General features: G+C 61.8%; 18 protein-coding genes and 1 pseudogene. 9 read left to right on the top strand and 10 right to left on the bottom strand.

Annotation, left to right across the window (positions count from 1 at the left end; genetic code table 11):
- Together phnH and phnG are read right to left on the bottom strand one after the other, a co-directional pair.
- Positions 1–609 (bottom strand): phosphonate C-P lyase system protein PhnH, encoded by a 609-nt coding sequence (gene phnH, locus ACSQ9D_RS20110; protein ID WP_436283623.1) that lies wholly within the window; start codon positions 607–609, stop codon positions 1–3.
- A complete protein-coding gene (gene phnG, locus ACSQ9D_RS20105) occupies positions 609–1,079 on the bottom strand; it encodes a phosphonate C-P lyase system protein PhnG (RefSeq protein ID WP_436283622.1) in 471 nt (156 codons plus the stop codon). Before phnG ends, phnH begins: the two co-directional genes overlap by 1 nt.
- 98 nt (positions 1,080–1,177) lie before the next feature.
- On the opposite strand from phnG, the gene phnF reads away from it, so the two are divergent.
- Positions 1,178–1,909: a phosphonate metabolism transcriptional regulator PhnF gene (gene phnF / locus ACSQ9D_RS20100; RefSeq protein ID WP_436283621.1), complete on the top strand. Its 732-nt coding sequence runs from the start codon at positions 1,178–1,180 to the stop codon at positions 1,907–1,909.
- A 94-nt stretch (positions 1,910–2,003) separates the two neighbouring features.
- Here the strand turns inward: phnF and ACSQ9D_RS20095 are convergent, their stop codons facing one another.
- Entirely contained in the window at positions 2,004–2,522 is a 519-nt protein-coding gene (locus tag ACSQ9D_RS20095; RefSeq protein WP_436283620.1) for a DUF6428 family protein, read from the bottom strand.
- Between the two features lie 42 nt (positions 2,523–2,564).
- On the opposite strand from ACSQ9D_RS20095, the gene ACSQ9D_RS20090 reads away from it, so the two are divergent.
- The 6 genes from ACSQ9D_RS20090 to arsK are packed head-to-tail and all read left to right on the top strand — an operon-like array spanning position 2,565 to position 6,599.
- Positions 2,565–2,921 carry an ArsR/SmtB family transcription factor gene (locus ACSQ9D_RS20090; protein ID WP_436283619.1) on the top strand — a complete coding sequence of 119 codons (357 nt, stop codon included), beginning with the start codon at positions 2,565–2,567 and terminating at the stop codon, positions 2,919–2,921.
- Entirely contained in the window at positions 2,918–3,451 is a 534-nt protein-coding gene (locus ACSQ9D_RS20085) for an arsenate reductase ArsC (RefSeq protein ID WP_436283618.1), read from the top strand. The genes ACSQ9D_RS20090 and ACSQ9D_RS20085 overlap by 4 nt, the downstream gene beginning before the upstream one ends.
- Positions 3,448–4,143: an aquaporin gene (locus ACSQ9D_RS20080; RefSeq protein WP_436283617.1), complete on the top strand. Its 696-nt coding sequence runs from the start codon at positions 3,448–3,450 to the stop codon at positions 4,141–4,143. Before ACSQ9D_RS20085 ends, ACSQ9D_RS20080 begins: the two co-directional genes overlap by 4 nt.
- A complete protein-coding gene (gene arsC / locus ACSQ9D_RS20075; RefSeq protein WP_436283616.1) occupies positions 4,140–4,562 on the top strand; it encodes an arsenate reductase (glutaredoxin) in 423 nt (140 codons plus the stop codon). The genes ACSQ9D_RS20080 and arsC overlap by 4 nt, the downstream gene beginning before the upstream one ends.
- Positions 4,519–5,262, top strand: coding sequence for an arsenical resistance protein ArsH (gene arsH, locus ACSQ9D_RS20070; RefSeq protein WP_436283615.1), 744 nt, complete (start codon positions 4,519–4,521; stop codon positions 5,260–5,262). Before arsC ends, arsH begins: the two co-directional genes overlap by 44 nt.
- Positions 5,259–6,599: an arsenite efflux MFS transporter ArsK gene (arsK, locus tag ACSQ9D_RS20065; RefSeq protein WP_436283614.1), complete on the top strand. Its 1,341-nt coding sequence runs from the start codon at positions 5,259–5,261 to the stop codon at positions 6,597–6,599. The genes arsH and arsK overlap by 4 nt, the downstream gene beginning before the upstream one ends.
- A gap of 192 nt (positions 6,600–6,791) precedes the next feature.
- Here arsK and ACSQ9D_RS20060 read toward each other — a convergent pair whose 3' ends face one another.
- Entirely contained in the window at positions 6,792–7,628 is an 837-nt protein-coding gene (locus ACSQ9D_RS20060; protein WP_436283613.1) for an oxidoreductase, read from the bottom strand.
- A gap of 86 nt (positions 7,629–7,714) precedes the next feature.
- Between ACSQ9D_RS20060 and ACSQ9D_RS20055 the strand changes: the two are divergent.
- Positions 7,715–8,024 (top strand): annotated as a pseudogene (locus tag ACSQ9D_RS20055) (winged helix-turn-helix transcriptional regulator).
- A 55-nt stretch (positions 8,025–8,079) separates the two neighbouring features.
- Here ACSQ9D_RS20055 and ACSQ9D_RS20050 read toward each other — a convergent pair.
- The 6 genes from ACSQ9D_RS20050 to mepA form a co-directional block, all read right to left on the bottom strand.
- Positions 8,080–8,715 (bottom strand): 2,3-bisphosphoglycerate-dependent phosphoglycerate mutase, encoded by a 636-nt coding sequence (locus ACSQ9D_RS20050; RefSeq protein WP_047516166.1) that lies wholly within the window; start codon positions 8,713–8,715, stop codon positions 8,080–8,082.
- A gap of 21 nt (positions 8,716–8,736) precedes the next feature.
- Positions 8,737–9,561 (bottom strand): 4-hydroxy-tetrahydrodipicolinate reductase, encoded by an 825-nt coding sequence (dapB, locus tag ACSQ9D_RS20045; protein ID WP_436283612.1) that lies wholly within the window; start codon positions 9,559–9,561, stop codon positions 8,737–8,739.
- Between the two features lie 21 nt (positions 9,562–9,582).
- On the bottom strand, positions 9,583–11,370 hold the full coding sequence (locus ACSQ9D_RS20040) for an ABC transporter ATP-binding protein (protein ID WP_436283611.1): 1,788 nt from the start codon (positions 11,368–11,370) through the stop codon (positions 9,583–9,585).
- 96 nt (positions 11,371–11,466) lie between these two features.
- Positions 11,467–12,492: a glucokinase gene (locus tag ACSQ9D_RS20035; RefSeq protein WP_436283610.1), complete on the bottom strand. Its 1,026-nt coding sequence runs from the start codon at positions 12,490–12,492 to the stop codon at positions 11,467–11,469.
- A gap of 36 nt (positions 12,493–12,528) precedes the next feature.
- On the bottom strand, positions 12,529–12,909 hold the full coding sequence (locus ACSQ9D_RS20030) for a methylglyoxal synthase (protein WP_037115063.1): 381 nt from the start codon (positions 12,907–12,909) through the stop codon (positions 12,529–12,531).
- An 88-nt stretch (positions 12,910–12,997) separates the two neighbouring features.
- Complete coding sequence (gene mepA / locus ACSQ9D_RS20025; protein WP_436283609.1) at positions 12,998–14,071, bottom strand: penicillin-insensitive murein endopeptidase; 1,074 nt, start codon at positions 14,069–14,071, stop codon at positions 12,998–13,000.
- A gap of 224 nt (positions 14,072–14,295) precedes the next feature.
- On the opposite strand from mepA, the gene ACSQ9D_RS20020 reads away from it, so the two are divergent.
- The gene (locus ACSQ9D_RS20020; protein ID WP_436283608.1) at positions 14,296–16,131 is read left to right on the top strand and encodes an extracellular solute-binding protein; all 1,836 of its coding nucleotides are present in this window, start codon (positions 14,296–14,298) and stop codon (positions 16,129–16,131) included.
- Positions 16,132–16,141: the final 10 nt, after the last annotated feature.

Below are 16,141 nucleotides of genomic sequence, written 5' to 3'. Positions count from 1 at the left end.
TCACATCTCCGTTGCGGTGATCTTGGTGGTGCGCGGCAGGCACAGGAAACGGTTGCCCGACGTCAGCACGATGTCGATGCCGCGCGGGAAGAGCGCGCGGTTCTCCGTCCAGAGGCGGGGGAAGGTATCGGCCAGGCCGATCGGCGCGATGTCCGTCACTGTCTTAATGCCCGGCCCCATCAGGGCGAGCCTGCGTCCCGCCTCGAGATCCGCCAACTCGATGACCAGGGTGGTCGAGCGATCGGGATATTCCTGCGTCCCGGCGGCAAAGAGACCGAAGGAGGACATCGTTGTACCAGCTTCGACAAAGGCGAAGCGGGCTTCGGCCTTCTCAGGCGTTACCGGCGCGCCGGTGTGGAAGCCGAGCCACTGAGGCACGGCCGATTTTGCGAGCCCGGCAGACAGCCATACGGGCGTATCGTGATCGCAGAGCGTCAGCGCGATCGCGCCGGCGGCAATGCCGAGCGGTGCCGGCGGCGTTGCGTCGGGAGCGACCGTCTGGATCGTGCCGGGACGCGCCATCGCATCCATCATCAGCTTGAACACGCTCTGTGCGTGGAAGACCGGCTCAGCAAAGCCTCCGGTCAGCGCTTCCGTCTTGAGGCTCATCAGTCGTCTCCGCGAACCATGGTGAAGAAATCGACGCGGGTCGCGGCCGTCTCGTCGGCCCGGCGGCGCTCGTCTGCGGCCACCCGGGCAGCGATCGGCGCAAGCAGCGTCTGCTCGACAAACTGCTGCGTCGCAGCCTCCTGCCAAAGCGCATCGAAAATGGCCGAAAGCCGCGCCTTCTGGCGGTCCGTGCCAAGCGCCTGGGCGTGACCGACAGTGCCGGAAGCAAGACGAACGGTCGCACGCGTCACGGTCACCTCACCGAGATTGAACGGTGCACCACCGCCGCCCATGCGGCCGCGGACCATGACGAGGCCCGTTTCCGGCCCACGCACCGGCTGGACCACCGGCTTCTCCGCCAGGCCGTTCCATGCTTCAACCAATTCCGGTCGCTCTGCACGTGCGAGCAGGTCGACCACGCGCTTGCGTCCGCCTGCCGCCGCCGGCTCATTCTTCTCCGCCAAGCTCATTGCCACATCCTTTAAATGTCTATTGATATAGACAACTATACAAGATAGAGTTACGCTTAAATCGCCGACGTGACAAGCGTGTGACATCAAGGGGCAAAATGGCTGGGCAGGTACAAAGACAGACAGGCGTAGCGCTATGGCGCCAGATTGCCGACCGCATTGGCCAGGCAATCAGCGCCGGCGCTTATGACGAGGCAGGCATGGTGCCGCCGGAGACGGTTCTGGCGCTGCAGTTCGGCGTCAACCGCCATACGGTGCGCAGCGCGATTGCTGCGCTTGCCCAGGAGGGCATCGTGCGCGCTGTGCAGGGCCGCGGCACACTGATCGAACGCAAGGAACGGCTGAACTTTCCGATCACCCGACGCACGCGGTTCACGACCGGTATCGGTGAGCAGGCGCGCGAAATGCGCGGACTGCTGCTTGGGCATAGCGATGAGAGAGCGGACGACGAGGTGGCCCGCTGGCTGAAGCTGCGGCCGGGGGCGCCGGTGATCCGCATGGAAACGGTGCGCAAGGCCGACAATCGGCCGGTCTCCTGCGCCACGGCCTGGTTTCCCGCCGAACGCTTTGCCGGCATGCCGGCGGCATACGAGAAGACGGAATCGATCACCCGGGCCTTTGCCGAACTCGGCCTATCCGACTATGTACGCGCGACGACGCAGGTCACCGCCGCCCATGCCGACGCCGCCGATCTGGCGGCACTGGAACTGACGCCGGGGGCGATCGTCTTGATCACCAAGGCGATGAACACGGATCTAGAGGGTGTGCCAGTGCAATATGCGATCAGTCGGTTTTCGGCGGATCGGGTGCAGTTCACCATCGAGAACTGAGACAGGCCGGGCGCGCCGGAAAACCCGGCCCTCCAAAGCTGGCATTAGATTTAGACGCCCTATCCTGACGGTCATGCGTCATTGCCGTGCGGCGTCAGCCGCAACAGGCGTTCCTTCCCGCCGTGGGGGCACAACAGGATTGTGCCTGTTGTTGGGCAAGCCACCGATCGCGCGGCTTGCAGCTGGCGGGCCGCGGCGATAGCTCGACGTGCACAGTGCCGGCGGGCAGCGTTGGCATCGCGGCGCGGTAGAGCCGCATCGGTTGAACGCCGTCGCTGACTTCGAAGGTCAGCTTGGCTGAATCATCGAGCTTCACGTGCTCCGTGACCTTGCGGATGATCGCATAGAATTTGCCAGCAGGCATATGGGTGCGCTCGCCCTCCTCGATATCCCAGAGCTGAATGAAAATCTCCGTCCATGCCTCAGGGTTGGCGCCGCAGTCCAGCGCCGAAAACTGGCCGACCTTGACCTCGGTGACATGGTAGCCAGGCTTCACCGGTCGCCCGTCGCAATAGAATATCAGCGGAGAATCTCTGGCACCGGCAAGTGCACTGAGCAACAGGCCGAGGCTGATATCGTCTTCCTGAACTTTGCTATTGTCGATCGCGTTCATCTGCGTTATTCCTCGTTTCAATTATTCAAGGATTGTTGAAATATGGATCAACGTCAAGCCCTCGTCGCATTTGGCGCGCTGTCTCAGGAAACCCGCCTGCGCATCGTCCGCATGCTTGTGGTCGCCGGCCCGAACGGCATGGCGGCAGGCGCGATCGCAGAAGAAGCGGTGGTATCGCCGTCCAACGTCTCCTTCCATCTTAAGGAGCTGGAACGCTCAGGACTGATCGCGCAGCAGCGCGAATCCCGATCGATCATCTACACCGCGAACTATGAGGCGCTCGGCGGCCTGGTTCGCTTCCTGATGGAAGACTGCTGCTCCGGGCACCCGGAAATCTGCGCGCCCGCCGCCAAGGTCGCGGCTTGCTGTACCCCTAAAATGGAGGAAAAACTGCAATGACCGCCGACCGCGTTTACAATGTGCTCTTTCTCTGCACGGGCAATTCGGCCCGCTCGATCCTGGCGGAATCCATTCTCAATGCCGAGGGCAATGGCCGCTTCAAAGCCTATTCAGCCGGCAGCCAGCCAAAAGGTCAGGTCAACCCTCTGGCGCTGAAGGAGCTTGCGGCGCTTGGTTACCCAACGAACGGCTTCCACTCGAAGAGCTGGGACGAGTTTACCGAGCCGGGCGCGCCGGAGATGGACTTCATCTTCACGGTCTGCGACAGCGCTGCCGGCGAGGCCTGTCCGGTTTGGATCGGCCATCCCATGACGGCCCATTGGGGTGTGGAGGATCCGGCCGCCGTCGAAGGCAGCGACGTCGAGAAGGGTCGCGCTTTTGCTCAGGCTGCTCGCTTTCTGAAGAATAGGGTCATGGCGTTTATCAGCCTACCGCTTGCATCGATCGACAAACTCGCATTGGAAACGCATCTCCATCAGATCGGCACCTTGGAGGGCGCGACCTTAAAACCAACCGGGGCGAGCCGATGACCGGGTTCGATCTGCCGCGCCGGCTGGTCGCAGAGGGACTTGGGACAGCCATGCTGGTCGCAACAGTGGTCGGATCTGGCGTCATGGCAGCATCGCTGACTGAGGATGTTGGCCTGACATTGTTGGGGAACACGGTGGCGACCGGCGCAATCCTGGTGGTCCTGATCACAATCCTCGGCCCGATCTCCGGAGCCCAATTCAATCCTGCGGTCTCGCTGATTTTCGCTATCTCTCGCAAGTTGCCGAAGCGCGACTTTGGGGGATACATCCTGGCTCAGATTGCCGGCGGCGTGGCCGGCACAATCGCCGCTCACCTTATGTTCGGCCTGCCGCTGGTCGAAATCTCGAGCAAGGCTCGTACCGGCGGCGCGCAGTGGTTCTCCGAAGGAGTGGCGACGTTCGGGCTGATAGCGGTTATCCTCGCCGGCATCAAGTTCGAACAGAGGGCGGTGCCTTGGCTTGTGGGGCTCTATATCACGGCCGCTTACTGGTTCACCGCCTCCACCTCATTCGCCAATCCCGCCGTCGCTTTGGCACGGTCGTTGACCGACACCTTCTCCGGGATCCGCCCGGTCGATTTACCGGGGTTCTGGTTCGCAGAGATTGCTGGCGCGGTCGCTGCCCTCATCCTGTGCACCTGGCTTCTGCGGCAAGGTGCTGCATCAACCGCATCGTCAGAGGCAAAGTTATGAACGTTACCATCTATCACAACCCGCAATGCGGCACGTCACGCAACACGCTGGCGATGATCCGCAACACCGGCATCGAACCTGACATCATCGAATACCTGAAGGACCCGCCGTCGCGTGCGCAGCTCGTGAAGATGATCGCCGACGCAGGGTTGACCGTGCGCCGAGCAATCCGGGAAAAGGGAACGCCCTATGCGGATCTCGGTCTCGATAACCCTGCCCTGACCGACGATCAACTGCTCGACGCGATGCTGAAAGACCCGATCCTGATCAACCGGCCGTTCGTCGTCACGCCGCTCGGCACCAGGCTTGCGCGCCCGTCCGAAGTCGTTCTGGATATTCTCCCCGACACCCACAAGGGCGCCTTCACCAAGGAGGATGGCGAACAGGTCCTCGACGGCCATGGCAAGCGCATTGTCTGATCTGCCTGCCGTGTCCCCGGAGCATCTGCGCCAGCCGGATCTCTCGGCGTTGCGGCCGCCCTTCTCGACCCACAAGCCGCGCATTCTTATCCTTTGTGGCTCGCTGAGGACTGTGTCCTACAGCCGCCTGCTAGCGCAGGAGGCGGCACGGCTGCTCGATCACTTCGGCTGCGAGGTTAGGATCTTCAATCCGGAAGGTCTGCCGCTTCCAGACGGTGCTCCGGTGACGCATCAAAAGGTGCAGGAGCTGCGCGCGCTGTCTGAATGGTCGGAAGGCCAGGTGTGGGTCAGCCCCGAACGTCATGGCGCGATGACCGGCATCATGAAGGCGCAGATCGACTGGATCCCGCTGGCGGTGGGCTCGGTGCGCCCGACGCAGGGCAAGACGCTGGCCGTCATGCAGGTTTCCGGCGGCTCACAGTCCTTCAATGCAGTCGGACAGATGCGCATCCTCGGCCGCTGGATGCGGATGATCACCATTCCGAACCAGTCGTCGGTGGCCAAGGCCTTCCAGGAGTTCGATGCCGACGGCCGCATGAAACCATCCTCCTATTACGACCGCGTGGTCGATGTGTGCGAGGAGCTGGTGAAGTTCACCTCGCTGACGCGCGATGCTTCGGCCTATCTCACTGATCGCTACAGCGAACGGAAGGAGGCGGCCGAAAAACTCGAACAGCGCGTGAGCCTCAAATCCCTATGACGACGACCAGCGCCGAACGCTCCCCTGTCGCGGCAATCCTCGCCCTCGGTCTGACGCAGATCATCGGCTACGGAACGCTCTATTACAGCTTCAGCATCCTTGCGCCGGATATGGCGCGGGATCTCGATTGGTCGTCGGAATGGATTTTTGGTGCGCTGTCCGTAGCTCTCCTGATCGGCGCCCTGGCGGCGCCGGCCATGGGCAGGTGGATTGACCGCTTTGGCGCCGGCCGTGTCATGACGGCGGGCTCGGCGATCGCGGCCGCAGCGCTTGCCGCGTGCGCGTTCGCTCCCGGCAAGATCACCTTCGTCGCTGCACTGATCGCGATCGAGACGGCCTCCAATCTGGTGCAATATGGGGCCGCCTTTGCTTTGCTCGTCCAGATCAGGCCGAAGGTTGCCCAGCGCAGCATCACCTATCTGACGCTAATCGCTGGCTTTGCTTCGACGATTTTCTGGCCGATCACCACGGCGGCCAACGCGCACATGTCCTGGCAGGACGTTTATCTGATCTTCGCGGGTATCAATCTGCTCGTCTGCCTTCCCATTCATGCATGGTTGTCGCGCAGCGTCAGCGAAACCCGCAAACGGGAGAAGAACGAAGCGGCAAAGCACGTCGAACCGAGCCTTCCGCCATCCGTGCGAACGCCGGCCTTCATCCTGATGGTCATGGGGTTTGCTCTGGAGAGCTTCGTCAACGCCGCACTCCTCGTGCACATGGTTCCGGTGCTATCCGGACTTGGGCTTGGAGCCCTTTCGGTGATGGTCGGCACGCTGTTTGGCCCGTCGCAGGTGCTAAGCCGCTTCATCAACATGGTCTTCGGTGGCGGATTGTCGCAGCTGACGCTGGCGCTCATCTCAGCGGTGTTGCTGCCGGCGGCCCTGGTCACTCTGATCGTCACCGCCCCGTCGGTACCAGGCGCATTGGTCTTCGCCGTCGTCTTCGGCCTTGGCTCGGGGCTGAGCAGCATCGTGCAGGGAACCTTGCCGCTGGCACTGTTTGGCAGCGAAGGTTACGGGCGACGACAGGGCCAGGTGTTGTCCATCCGCCTGGTGATTTCGTCGACCGCCCCATTTGTCCTCGCGTTCATGATGGAGAACATCGGCGTATCGTGGTCGCTCGCGGTCGCCGCCGTCGTCGGTGCTATTGCCGTCCTCGCTTTTGTCGCAATTGGCCGGCTAGCGCAGCTGCTTGACCGATCGCATCTTACGACGCCGCGTGGCGACGAGCTTCCGGCGGAATTCGTGACGCTCCGGAAGCGGATCGCCAATCGCCTGCCGGACGTCGAGGCCGTCCGCGCAAAAACCTCGCGCGTAACGGACGCGGCAGAGCGCTAGAGGAACCGCGCCGCCCCCACCGTCGCCTACTGGCTCACGGCCTTGCTGGCGCGATCGCTGCCCTTATCCCGTGTACCTAGCTTCTCCGGCAAGGTGCTGCATCAACCGTATCATCATAGGCAAAGTTATGAACGTCATGTCCAGTCGCGAGCAGCTCGTGACGATGATTGCGGATCCGGGCCTGACCATTCGTCAGCCGCCGGGCTCAAAATCGGTTGAGACACTAAGTTCCCGCCAAGCCGCATGCTCCTTGGCTCGTGCAGCGTCGTTCTGCTCGACGCCACGCAACGCATCGCTGCCGAGCAGCAAGCGCAGTGGCGGTTCGGTAAGGCTGGCGACATGGACGACGGCGGCGGCTGCCTTTGCCGGATCGCCCGGCTGCCTGCCGTTATAATCGCGCTGATAGCGCGCCATCTTTCCGACAGTGTCGTCGTATTCCGGCCGACCTTCCCGAAGTGTGGTGGACGAGCCGGCAAAGTCGGTCCTGAAACCGCCCGGCTCGATGATCGTCACCTTGATGCCGAGCGGGCCGACCTCCTTGGCCAGAACTTCCGAGAAGCCCTCCACGCCCCATTTTGCGGCAGCGTAAGGCGCTCGCCCCGCCGGGCCGATGCGACCGCCGACGGAGGAGAACTGGATGATGTGTCCGAAACCCTGCTCTCGCATTACCGGCAGCGCAGCCTTGGTGACGATGATCGTTCCGAAGAGGTTCGTTTCGATCTGGGCACGGAACTCGGCAAGGCTTGTATCCTCAATCGAGCCGACATCGCCGTAACCTGCATTGTTGACGAGAACATCCAGCCGGCCGAACCGGTCGACCGCCGACTTCACGGCCGATGCGGCAGACCGCTCATCGGCTACATCGAGGGTGGCTGTCAGGACGCTGTCGCCGAAGCGTTTCTTGAGATCCTCAAGTTGCGACGGATCGCGCGCCGTTGCGACCAATTTGTGCCCTGCCGCCAGTACCCCTTCAGCGAGCGCCCTGCCGAGCCCACGAGAACTGCCTGTAATCAACCAAACCTGTGACATGGAAATCTCCTTGATCCGTCGGAAGGCCATATAGGCAAATCAGTTTCATCTTGAAAGAAGGCACCCATAGGAGCTATACATACCCAATGGTAACTAACGTGGACGATGGTACATTCGATTTCTGCGAAACGCTGACGGACGCGCAGGACGCGCTTGCTCGCGAGATGCTGGAACGCGCCAGCGCCAAATGGCCGCTGCGGGTCATGCACATATTGGCGGAGGCCAAGAACGCTCTACCCGCAGGTGCCGCCACGCGTGGAATATGAACTGACGCCGCTTGGCGGCGAGCTTCTGGTAGAAGTCGTGGCGCTCTGGCAGTGGATCGCCAATCGCCTGCCGGATTTCGAGGCCGCCCGCGCGCAGTCGCCTCGGGCAACGGACGCGGCAAAGAGCTAGAACCGGGCAAATTCGAAAAAGCGCCGCGCGCCGATGACACGCGGCGCCTTTGAACTCAATGCGCGCCGGACATGTCGCCGAGCACTTCCTTGGAGGCGACGGTGGAATCGGCGTTGAGCTTGTAGACCATGGGGACGCCGGTCGCGAGGTTGAGCGCGAGGATCTGTTCCTTGGTCAGGCGGTCGAGCACCATCACCAGCGAGCGCAGCGAATTGCCGTGGGCGGCGACGAGCACCTTTTCGCCGCGCAACACGCGGGGCAGGATTTCCGTCAGGTAGTAAGGCCAGACGCGGGCGCCGGTGTCGCGCAGGCTTTCGCCACCCGGCGGCGGAACATCATAAGAGCGGCGCCAGATGTGGACCTGCTCCTCGCCCCACTTGGCGCGGGCATCGTCCTTGTTGAGGCCCGAGAGATCGCCGTAATCGCGCTCGTTGAGCGCCTGATCCTTGAGTGTCTTGAGGTCCGGCTGGCCGACATTGTCGAGAATGATCGTCAGCGTGTCCTGAGCCCGCTTCAGGTCGGAGGTGAAGGCGACATCGAACTTGATACCGTAGTCGGCCAGCGCCTTGCCGCCGGTGTTGGCCTCCTGGATGCCAAGCTCGGTCAGCTCCGGGTCCTTCCAGCCGGTGAAAAGGTTCTTCAGATTCCAGTCGCTTTGGCCGTGGCGAACGAGAACGAGGGTGCCGCTCATGAAAAATGCCTCCGAAAAAGATTACTTTGAAGAAAGCCCGAGCACGTCGAGCATGGAATAGAGACCGGGCTTCTTATCCCGCGCCCACAGCGCCGCCTTGACGGCGCCGCGGCCGAAGATCGAACGATCGGTGGCGCTGTGCGACATCGTCACCGTTTCGCCCTCGCCGGCAAAGATCACCGAATGCTCGCCGACAACCGAGCCGCCGCGCAGCGTCGCAAAGCCGATGGTGCCTTCCTCGCGCGGACCGGTGTGACCGTCGCGCGAGCGCACCGACTTCGATGCGAGATCGATGCCCCTGCCCTTGGCCGCCGCTTCGCCAAGAATTAGCGCCGTACCCGAGGGCGCGTCGACCTTGCGCTTGTGATGCATTTCGAGGACTTCGATGTCCCAGTCGGCCGGATCGAGCGCACGAGCGGCCTGCTCGACAAGGACGCTGAGCAGGTTCACGCCGAGGCCCATGTTGCCCGACCTCACCACCCGGGCGTGACGGGCGGCGGCCGCAATCTTCGCGTCGTCCTCAACCGAGCAGCCGGTTGTCCCGATCACATGGACGATGCGCGCCTGAGCGGCAAGTGCGGCGAATTCGTTCGTTGTTGCGGGGGTCGTAAAATCGAGGACGCCATCGGCATGAAGAAACGCCGCGAGAGGATCGTCCCCGACAGTGATGCCGTTCGTCCCAAGACCGGCAATTTCGCCGGCATCCTTGCCGACGAACGGTGAGCCGGGGCGGGCAACAGCCGCATGCAGCGTGACCCCATCCATCGAATCGACAAGCCGTATGAGCGTCTGCCCCATGCGTCCTGCTGCTCCAACCACTACCAGTTTCATCGCAGCATCGCTCATGTCAGTCGATCATCCTATGTGTCAGCGGGCATCGGAGGCTGCTGGCCTCTGCAGATTGTTGAGGCGAGCGTAGAGACCGTCGCTGCGCTGTGCAAGGCTCTCGTGATCGCCTTCCTCCATGATCCGGCCCTGCTGCATAACCACGATCTTGTCGGCGCGGACAACCGTCGAAAGGCGGTGGGCAATGACGACCACCGTGCGGCCAACCATGGCCCCATCGAGTGCCTTCTGGACCGCCGCCTCCGATTCCGTGTCCAGCGCCGAGGTCGCTTCATCCAGCAGCAAGATCGGAGCGTTGCGCACCAGGGCGCGGGCAATCGACAGGCGCTGGCGTTGACCGCCGGAAAGCGTCACGCCGTTTTCTCCGACTGGGGTGTCGTAGCCGTGGGGCTGTGCCAGGATGAAGTCGTGTGCATAGGCAAGGCGCGCGGCGCGCTCGACCTCCTCATCGGTCGCCTCCGGGCGGCCGTAGCGGATATTGTCGCGGATCGTACCCTCAAAGAGATACGGCTGCTGGGAGACATAAGCCAGTTGCTCACGCAGCGACTGTTTCGTCACATGCGCGATGTCCTGGCCGTCGATCAGGATTTGCCCAGCCTTCGGGTCGTAGAAGCGCGGAATGAGCGTGATGATCGTCGACTTGCCGGCACCGGATGGCCCGACAAGCGCCGTCGTCTTCCCGCCTTCGGCAAAGAAGCTGACATCGCGCAACACCTCATCCTCGCCATAGGCGAAGGAGACGTTGCGGAATTCAATCTTGGCTTCCGTGACGACAAGCGCCTTCGCGCCAGGCACATCGCGCTGATGCGGCACCGTATCGAGGAATTCATAGATCATGCGTGCGTTGACGACGGCACGCTCCATCTGCACCTGCAGGCGTGCGAGGCGGCGTGCGGGATCGTAGGCCAGTAGCAAGGCCATTACGAAAGAGAAGAAGGCGCCCGGCGGAATATTGTTGTAGATCGTGCGGTAAGCGGCGTAGGCAAGGACGCTGGCGACCGCAAGGCCGGCAAAGCTTTCCGTGAGCGGCGCTGTCCGTTCGGATAGACGAGCGATACGGTTCGCACGCCGTTCGGCGCTCTCCACAAGCCTGTCAACCTTCTGCTCCAACTGGCCTTCCATGGTGAAGGCCTTGACGATGGCGATACCCTGGATGGTTTCCTGCATCGCGCCGGCGACATGGCTGTTGACGTGGATTGCATCCTTGGTCGCCGTGCGAAGCCGCTTCGACACGTATCGCAACGCGTAAAGAAGAGGCGGCGCCAGAACGAAAACTGCCAGGCTGAGCAGCGGATCCTGGATGATCATCACGGCGAGCAGAGAGATGAACGTCAGGAGATCGCGCACCGTCGACGTGATCGTCAGGTTCATCACATCACGGATGCCGCTGATGTTCTGGTTTAGCTGCGCAACGACGTGGGCCGAGCGCGTCTGGTTGAAGTAGCCGAGCGACAGTTTCATCAGGTGCGAATAGGCGCGCTGCTGATACCGCGCCATAATATTGTTGCCGATCTTGGAGAGGACCACCGCCTGGCCATAGCTCGCAAAACCGCGCAGCACGAAGGCAATGAAGATGGTGAAACAGATGGCCCAGACAATATCGGCGCGCCGGTTTGCGAACGCCTCGTTGATCACCGACTTCATGATCCAGGCGGTATACGCCGTCGACAAGGCAACGATGACGAGGCAACTGATAGCAAAAACATAGCCCCAGAGATGATCCCGGCCGTTTTCTGCGATGATGCGCTTCAAGATGCCGGTGATGCTGTCGCTCGTTTCAGGCTTCTGCTGGGTGTCCGGTGCTTGCAAAAATCAGTCTTCCTGTGTGTCAGGACACGCATGTCCTCATGACTGCGTGCGCTCGCGCGGCTCTATAAAGAGTTGGCAGGCTTTTGACCAGAGCCGTTACGCCAGCCAGCGACGCCCATCCGTCGAGACCCCGAAGCTCTCGGGCTTGCGGGCATAGGTCGAGAGACCCGCCAGAGCCGCAAGCGGGTGCGTGACGACATAGGTCGGGATCGTCGCCAGCAGCTCGGAATGCGGCGCCTTGTCCTCGAACGCAGCGCGGAATTCCGGCTTTCTCAGCGCCGGAAGGATCTTCTGCGAGATGCCGCCCGACAGGAAGACGCCACCGCGGGCCATGAAGATCATCGCCATGTCACCGGCGACGCGGCCGAGATACGTCGAGAACAGGCTAATCGTCTCAACGGCGACCTCATCGGAAGCGGCAAGCGCGTGCGACGTGATGTCCGCCGGATCGGAATAGGCGGGGGCAATGCCATCAGCGGCACAAATGGCCCGGTAGAGGTTGACGATGCCGCGGCCGCAGAGAATCTGCTCTGCCGAGATCCGGCCTTCGATCGTCTCCACATGCGGGAAGATCTGGAGATCGCGCGCGGTACGCGGCCCGAGATCGACGTGACCACCCTCGCCCGGCACGGGAATCCAGGAGCCTCGCGCGTGAACGAGCCCGCCGACACCGAGACCGGTGCCCGGGCCGAGGACGACGCGGGATGCAATCATGTCGCCCGATGCATCGCCAAGGCGCTCGCGGTTGTCGTCAGAGAGATCAGCGATTGCCAGCGCTTGCGCTTCGAAGTCGTTGACGACGAGGACGTCTTCGATACCGAGGCCATCGATCATGGTTCGCGGGCGCACCACCCAGTCGCAATTGGTCAGCGGTATTTCGTCCCGGCTGATCGGCCCGGCCACCGCCAAGATCGCCGAACGCGGCCGCAAGCTGCTCTTTTCGAGAATGCAGCTGCGGATCGCATCGTCGATCGTCTCGAAATCGGCGGTGCGAACGTTGGGAAAATGGATCTGCTCTGCCGCAGCGTCCGGGATAATCGCAAAACGGGCATTCGTGCCGCCAATGTCGCCGATCAGGATCGGAAAGGGCATGGCGGTTTCGCTGGTATCGAGCTGTGGCATGGCGGGTTCCGTGCGTGCGCGCTTTTCAAGCGCCGGTTACGCGTGAAGGGTGGCAATAAGTTTGTCGGCGGTCGCTTCGTTGAGCGCCATCGGGATATCGTAGACGATTGCAAGCCGCATCAAAGCCTTGACATCGACATCATGCGGCATCGGCGTCAGAGGATCGACAAAAAAGATCAGCGCATCGACTTCGCCGGTGGCAATAAGCGCCCCGATCTGCTGGTCGCCGCCGAGCGGGCCGCTTTTCAAGCGGGTCACATCGAGGTCCGGAGCGGCCTCGAGCACCCGACCGCCGGTCGTGCCCGTGGCGACGATTTTCCAGTTTGCGAATGTCTCGCGGTTGCGGCGTGCAAACTCCGCCATGTCATCCTTCTTCTGGTCATGCGCAATCAATGCAAGGCACTTGCCGCCGGCCATGAAAAGGACCTCCACGTGAAATTCAATCGATTTGGCTGCTTCTATACGAAGCGCCCGTCTTTTGAAAGACCACCGCGCTGGCAGCGCCTCACTCGCCGGACGGCTTGTCGTCCGGTACCGGTCCGATGGCAGGCAGCGCCTCATCAGACGCCGCGGCAGGCACCAGCGCCATCGGCGCGACCTCCGGGGCAGCAGCCGCGGCGCCGCCAAAGGTGGCCGTCTGCACCGAGCTGACGGACGGCGCCGTGAGAACCGACGAGCAGGCATTCGGAAGATCGGAGACCATCACTTCGCGCGGCTTGACCGGCTTCGTACCGGGCTTCGGCGGCTTCGGCGGCGCCCATGGTTCCTTCGTGAACCACCATGCCAGCGATTTGCCGCATCCGTCGTCAGCAGGGACCGGCGCTTGCGGCTTGCACGAGGCTGCGCCCGGCGGGCACTTGATGCGGATGTGGAAGTGGGAATCGTGACCGTAGATCGGGCGCAGCTTGGCGAGATTGGTGCGGTCGCCTCTCCAGGTATCGCACATCTTTTTCTTGATGGCTGGATTAACGAAGATCCGCTCGACCTGCGGGTAGCTGGCCGCACGCATCAAAAGCCGGGCGCGCGATTCGGTCCAGACGTTCGGATCGATGGTGAGGAAGGCACCCTTCTGCAGCATCGTCGTGAAGGGCACGGTTTCGCGCGCCTCGACGCTCATCGGGTGAGCGGGCATCGGCGTCAGCCACACGTCGGCATCAAGTCCTATCTGGTGCGAGGCGTGGCCGTTGAACATCGGACCGCCGCGCGGCTGCGAGATATCGCCGACCAGCAGGCCTGGCCATCCGTCATACTTTGCCGCATCCCGGGACAGCCGCTCCAAGAGAGAGATCATGGCGGGATTGCCCCAGCGGCGATTGCGCGACAGCCGCATGGTCTGCCAGGTGGGGCCATCGGTCGGAAGTGCGACGGCGCCGGACATGCAGCCCTTCGCGTAGAAGCCGAAGGGCTGCACCGCCCCCTGGTTTGGCAAGGCGACGGCGCCGAAGAGGGCCTTGGCGCTCCCGGGACTTGGCTGCTTCTGCTCGGCGCTGGCATCGCCGGCGACGAGACTTGCACCGAGCACGCCGGCGAATGCCAATTTCAAAAATGTCTGGAAAGTCCGAGCGGTATGGAGGGCCATGCCATGTCCTGAACGTCTGCGGCCGCGGCCGAGTGATTTGCGTCCAATCTACCGTGAAAGGCAATTTTGGTGAATCGATGTTTTGCATAAGCAGCAAATGAGCCGAGCTTACCCGGGCAACAAAGTGGTTCGATCCCGCGAGCCTGACAAAAACTGTCATATCACCTGTTTTTCGCCCGGTTTTCGCCTATTGTCGATGAAAGCGAAGTAATCGGGGTTGGCGAATGGCGCGTACGTGGTCGAAAAGAAGTTTGATTGTTGCTCTGGTCGCTTTGAGCTGGTTGGCCCCGCCGGTTCAGGCACAGGACCAGAACTTCCAAATTGGTACTTCGACCATCGGCGAACTCAAATACAAGCCCGGCTTCAAGCATTTCGATTACGTTAACCCGGATGCGCCGAAGGGTGGGACGCTCAATCTTTCGACGACCGGCACCTTCGACACGTTCAACCCGTTGCCGGCGAAGGGCGAACTTGCCGACGGCGCCGCGCTGGTTTTCGAGACGCTGACCAAGTCCGCCGATGATGAGCTGCTTGCCAGCTATGGACTTTTGGCCGAGGGCATTTCCTTTCCGGCGGATATATCGAGCGCAACCTTCCGGCTGCGCGCCGAAGCAAAGTGGGCGGACGGTCAGCCGGTTACACCTGAGGACGTCATCTTCAGCCTTGACAAGTTCAAGGAACTGAACCCGCTTTACGCCAACTACTACAAGCATGTCGTTCGCGCCGAAAAGACCGGCGACCGCGACGTGACCTTCATCTTTGATGAGAAGGGCAACAAGGAGCTTCCAAACATCCTCGGGCAGTTGATGATCCTGCCGAAGCATTGGTGGGAAGGGACGGGTTCGGACGGCAAGCCGCGCGATACTGCCAAAACCACGCTGGAGCCGATCATGGGCTCCGGTCCATACAAGATTGCCGCATTTACCGCCGGATCCACGGTCCGCTACGAACTCCGCGACGACTATTGGGGCAAGGACCTCAACGTCAATGTCGGCCAGAACAACTTCCGCAATGTCAATTACACCTTCTTCGGAGATCGCGAGGTCGAATTCGAGGCCTTCCGTGCCGGCAACGTGGATTACCGCCAGGAAACGCAGGCGAGCCGTTGGGCCAAGGCTTATGACTTTCCCGCCATCAAGGATGGCCGCGTGATCCGTGAAGAGGTGCCGAATGCGTTGCGCGCCGTCGGCGTCATGCAGGCGCTAACGCCCAATCTGCGACGCGATCAGTTCAAGGATCCACGCGTTCGCGAAGCCCTAAACTACGCTCTCGATTTCGAAGATCTCAACCGCAACCTCGCTTTCAATGCGTTCAAGCGCATCGACAGCTACTTCTGGGGCACGGAACTTGCGTCATCCGGGTTGCCGCAAGGGCGCGAACTCGAAATTCTCCAAAGCCTGAAAGACCAGGTTCCTCCTGAAGTCTTCACCACGCCATACACCAATCCGGTCGCTGGCGACCCGCAGAAGCTTCGGGACAATCTGCGAAAGGCGATCGGGCTTTTCAAGGAGGCGGGCTACGAGCTTCAGGGCAACCGCATGGTCAATACCAAGACCGGCCAGCCGATAAGCTTCGAAATCCTGTTGTCCAACCCGTCCTTCGAGCGCTCGGTGATGCCGTTTGTGAACAACCTCAAGAAGATTGGCATCGACGCGCGCCTGCGCACTGTTGACGCTTCCCAATACACCAACCGCGTCAGAAGTTTCGACTACGACATGATCTGGTCTGTCTGGGCCGAGACGATGAACCCGGGCAATGAGCAGATGGATTATTGGGGCTCGCAATCCGCAAACCAGCAGGGTTCGCGCAACTACGCCGGCATCGCCAATCCAGCGATCGACGCCCTGATCCGGATGATTATTTTCGCGCCCAATCGTGATGAACAGGTCGCGGCGATTAAGGCGATGGACCGCGTCCTGCTCGCCAATCACTATGTGATCCCGCTTTTCTACAGCAATAACTCGCGCATAGCCTATTGGAACAAGCTGACCCATCCCGCGGAACTGCCGACTTACTCCATCGGCTTTCCCGATGTCTGGTGGTCGAAGGATGCGAAATAGGCATGCAGGC

Source organism: Rhizobium sp. LjRoot258, from assembly GCF_964254185.1.
Taxonomy (GTDB): Bacteria; Pseudomonadota; Alphaproteobacteria; order Rhizobiales; family Rhizobiaceae; genus Rhizobium.
This window is presented reverse-complemented; position numbering and strand designations above follow the sequence as displayed.

Coding starts and splice junctions, on each gene's coding strand:
- ACSQ9D_RS20020 (WP_436283608.1), top strand. CDS start 14,296: ATGGCGCGTACGTGGTCGAAAAGAAGTTTGATTGTTGCTCTGGTCGCT.
- arsC (WP_436283616.1), top strand. CDS start 4,140: ATGAACGTTACCATCTATCACAACCCGCAATGCGGCACGTCACGCAAC.
- dapB (WP_436283612.1), bottom strand. CDS start 9,561: ATGAGCGATGCTGCGATGAAACTGGTAGTGGTTGGAGCAGCAGGACGC.
- ACSQ9D_RS20050 (WP_047516166.1), bottom strand. CDS start 8,715: ATGAGCGGCACCCTCGTTCTCGTTCGCCACGGCCAAAGCGACTGGAAT.
- ACSQ9D_RS20060 (WP_436283613.1), bottom strand. CDS start 7,628: ATGTCACAGGTTTGGTTGATTACAGGCAGTTCTCGTGGGCTCGGCAGG.
- arsK (WP_436283614.1), top strand. CDS start 5,259: ATGACGACGACCAGCGCCGAACGCTCCCCTGTCGCGGCAATCCTCGCC.
- ACSQ9D_RS20090 (WP_436283619.1), top strand. CDS start 2,565: ATGGATCAACGTCAAGCCCTCGTCGCATTTGGCGCGCTGTCTCAGGAA.
- ACSQ9D_RS20035 (WP_436283610.1), bottom strand. CDS start 12,492: ATGCCACAGCTCGATACCAGCGAAACCGCCATGCCCTTTCCGATCCTG.
- phnH (WP_436283623.1), bottom strand. CDS start 609: ATGAGCCTCAAGACGGAAGCGCTGACCGGAGGCTTTGCTGAGCCGGTC.
- ACSQ9D_RS20080 (WP_436283617.1), top strand. CDS start 3,448: ATGACCGGGTTCGATCTGCCGCGCCGGCTGGTCGCAGAGGGACTTGGG.
- phnF (WP_436283621.1), top strand. CDS start 1,178: ATGGCTGGGCAGGTACAAAGACAGACAGGCGTAGCGCTATGGCGCCAG.
- phnG (WP_436283622.1), bottom strand. CDS start 1,079: ATGAGCTTGGCGGAGAAGAATGAGCCGGCGGCGGCAGGCGGACGCAAG.
- mepA (WP_436283609.1), bottom strand. CDS start 14,071: ATGGCCCTCCATACCGCTCGGACTTTCCAGACATTTTTGAAATTGGCA.
- ACSQ9D_RS20030 (WP_037115063.1), bottom strand. CDS start 12,909: ATGGCCGGCGGCAAGTGCCTTGCATTGATTGCGCATGACCAGAAGAAG.
- ACSQ9D_RS20085 (WP_436283618.1), top strand. CDS start 2,918: ATGACCGCCGACCGCGTTTACAATGTGCTCTTTCTCTGCACGGGCAAT.
- arsH (WP_436283615.1), top strand. CDS start 4,519: ATGGCGAACAGGTCCTCGACGGCCATGGCAAGCGCATTGTCTGATCTG.
- ACSQ9D_RS20095 (WP_436283620.1), bottom strand. CDS start 2,522: ATGAACGCGATCGACAATAGCAAAGTTCAGGAAGACGATATCAGCCTC.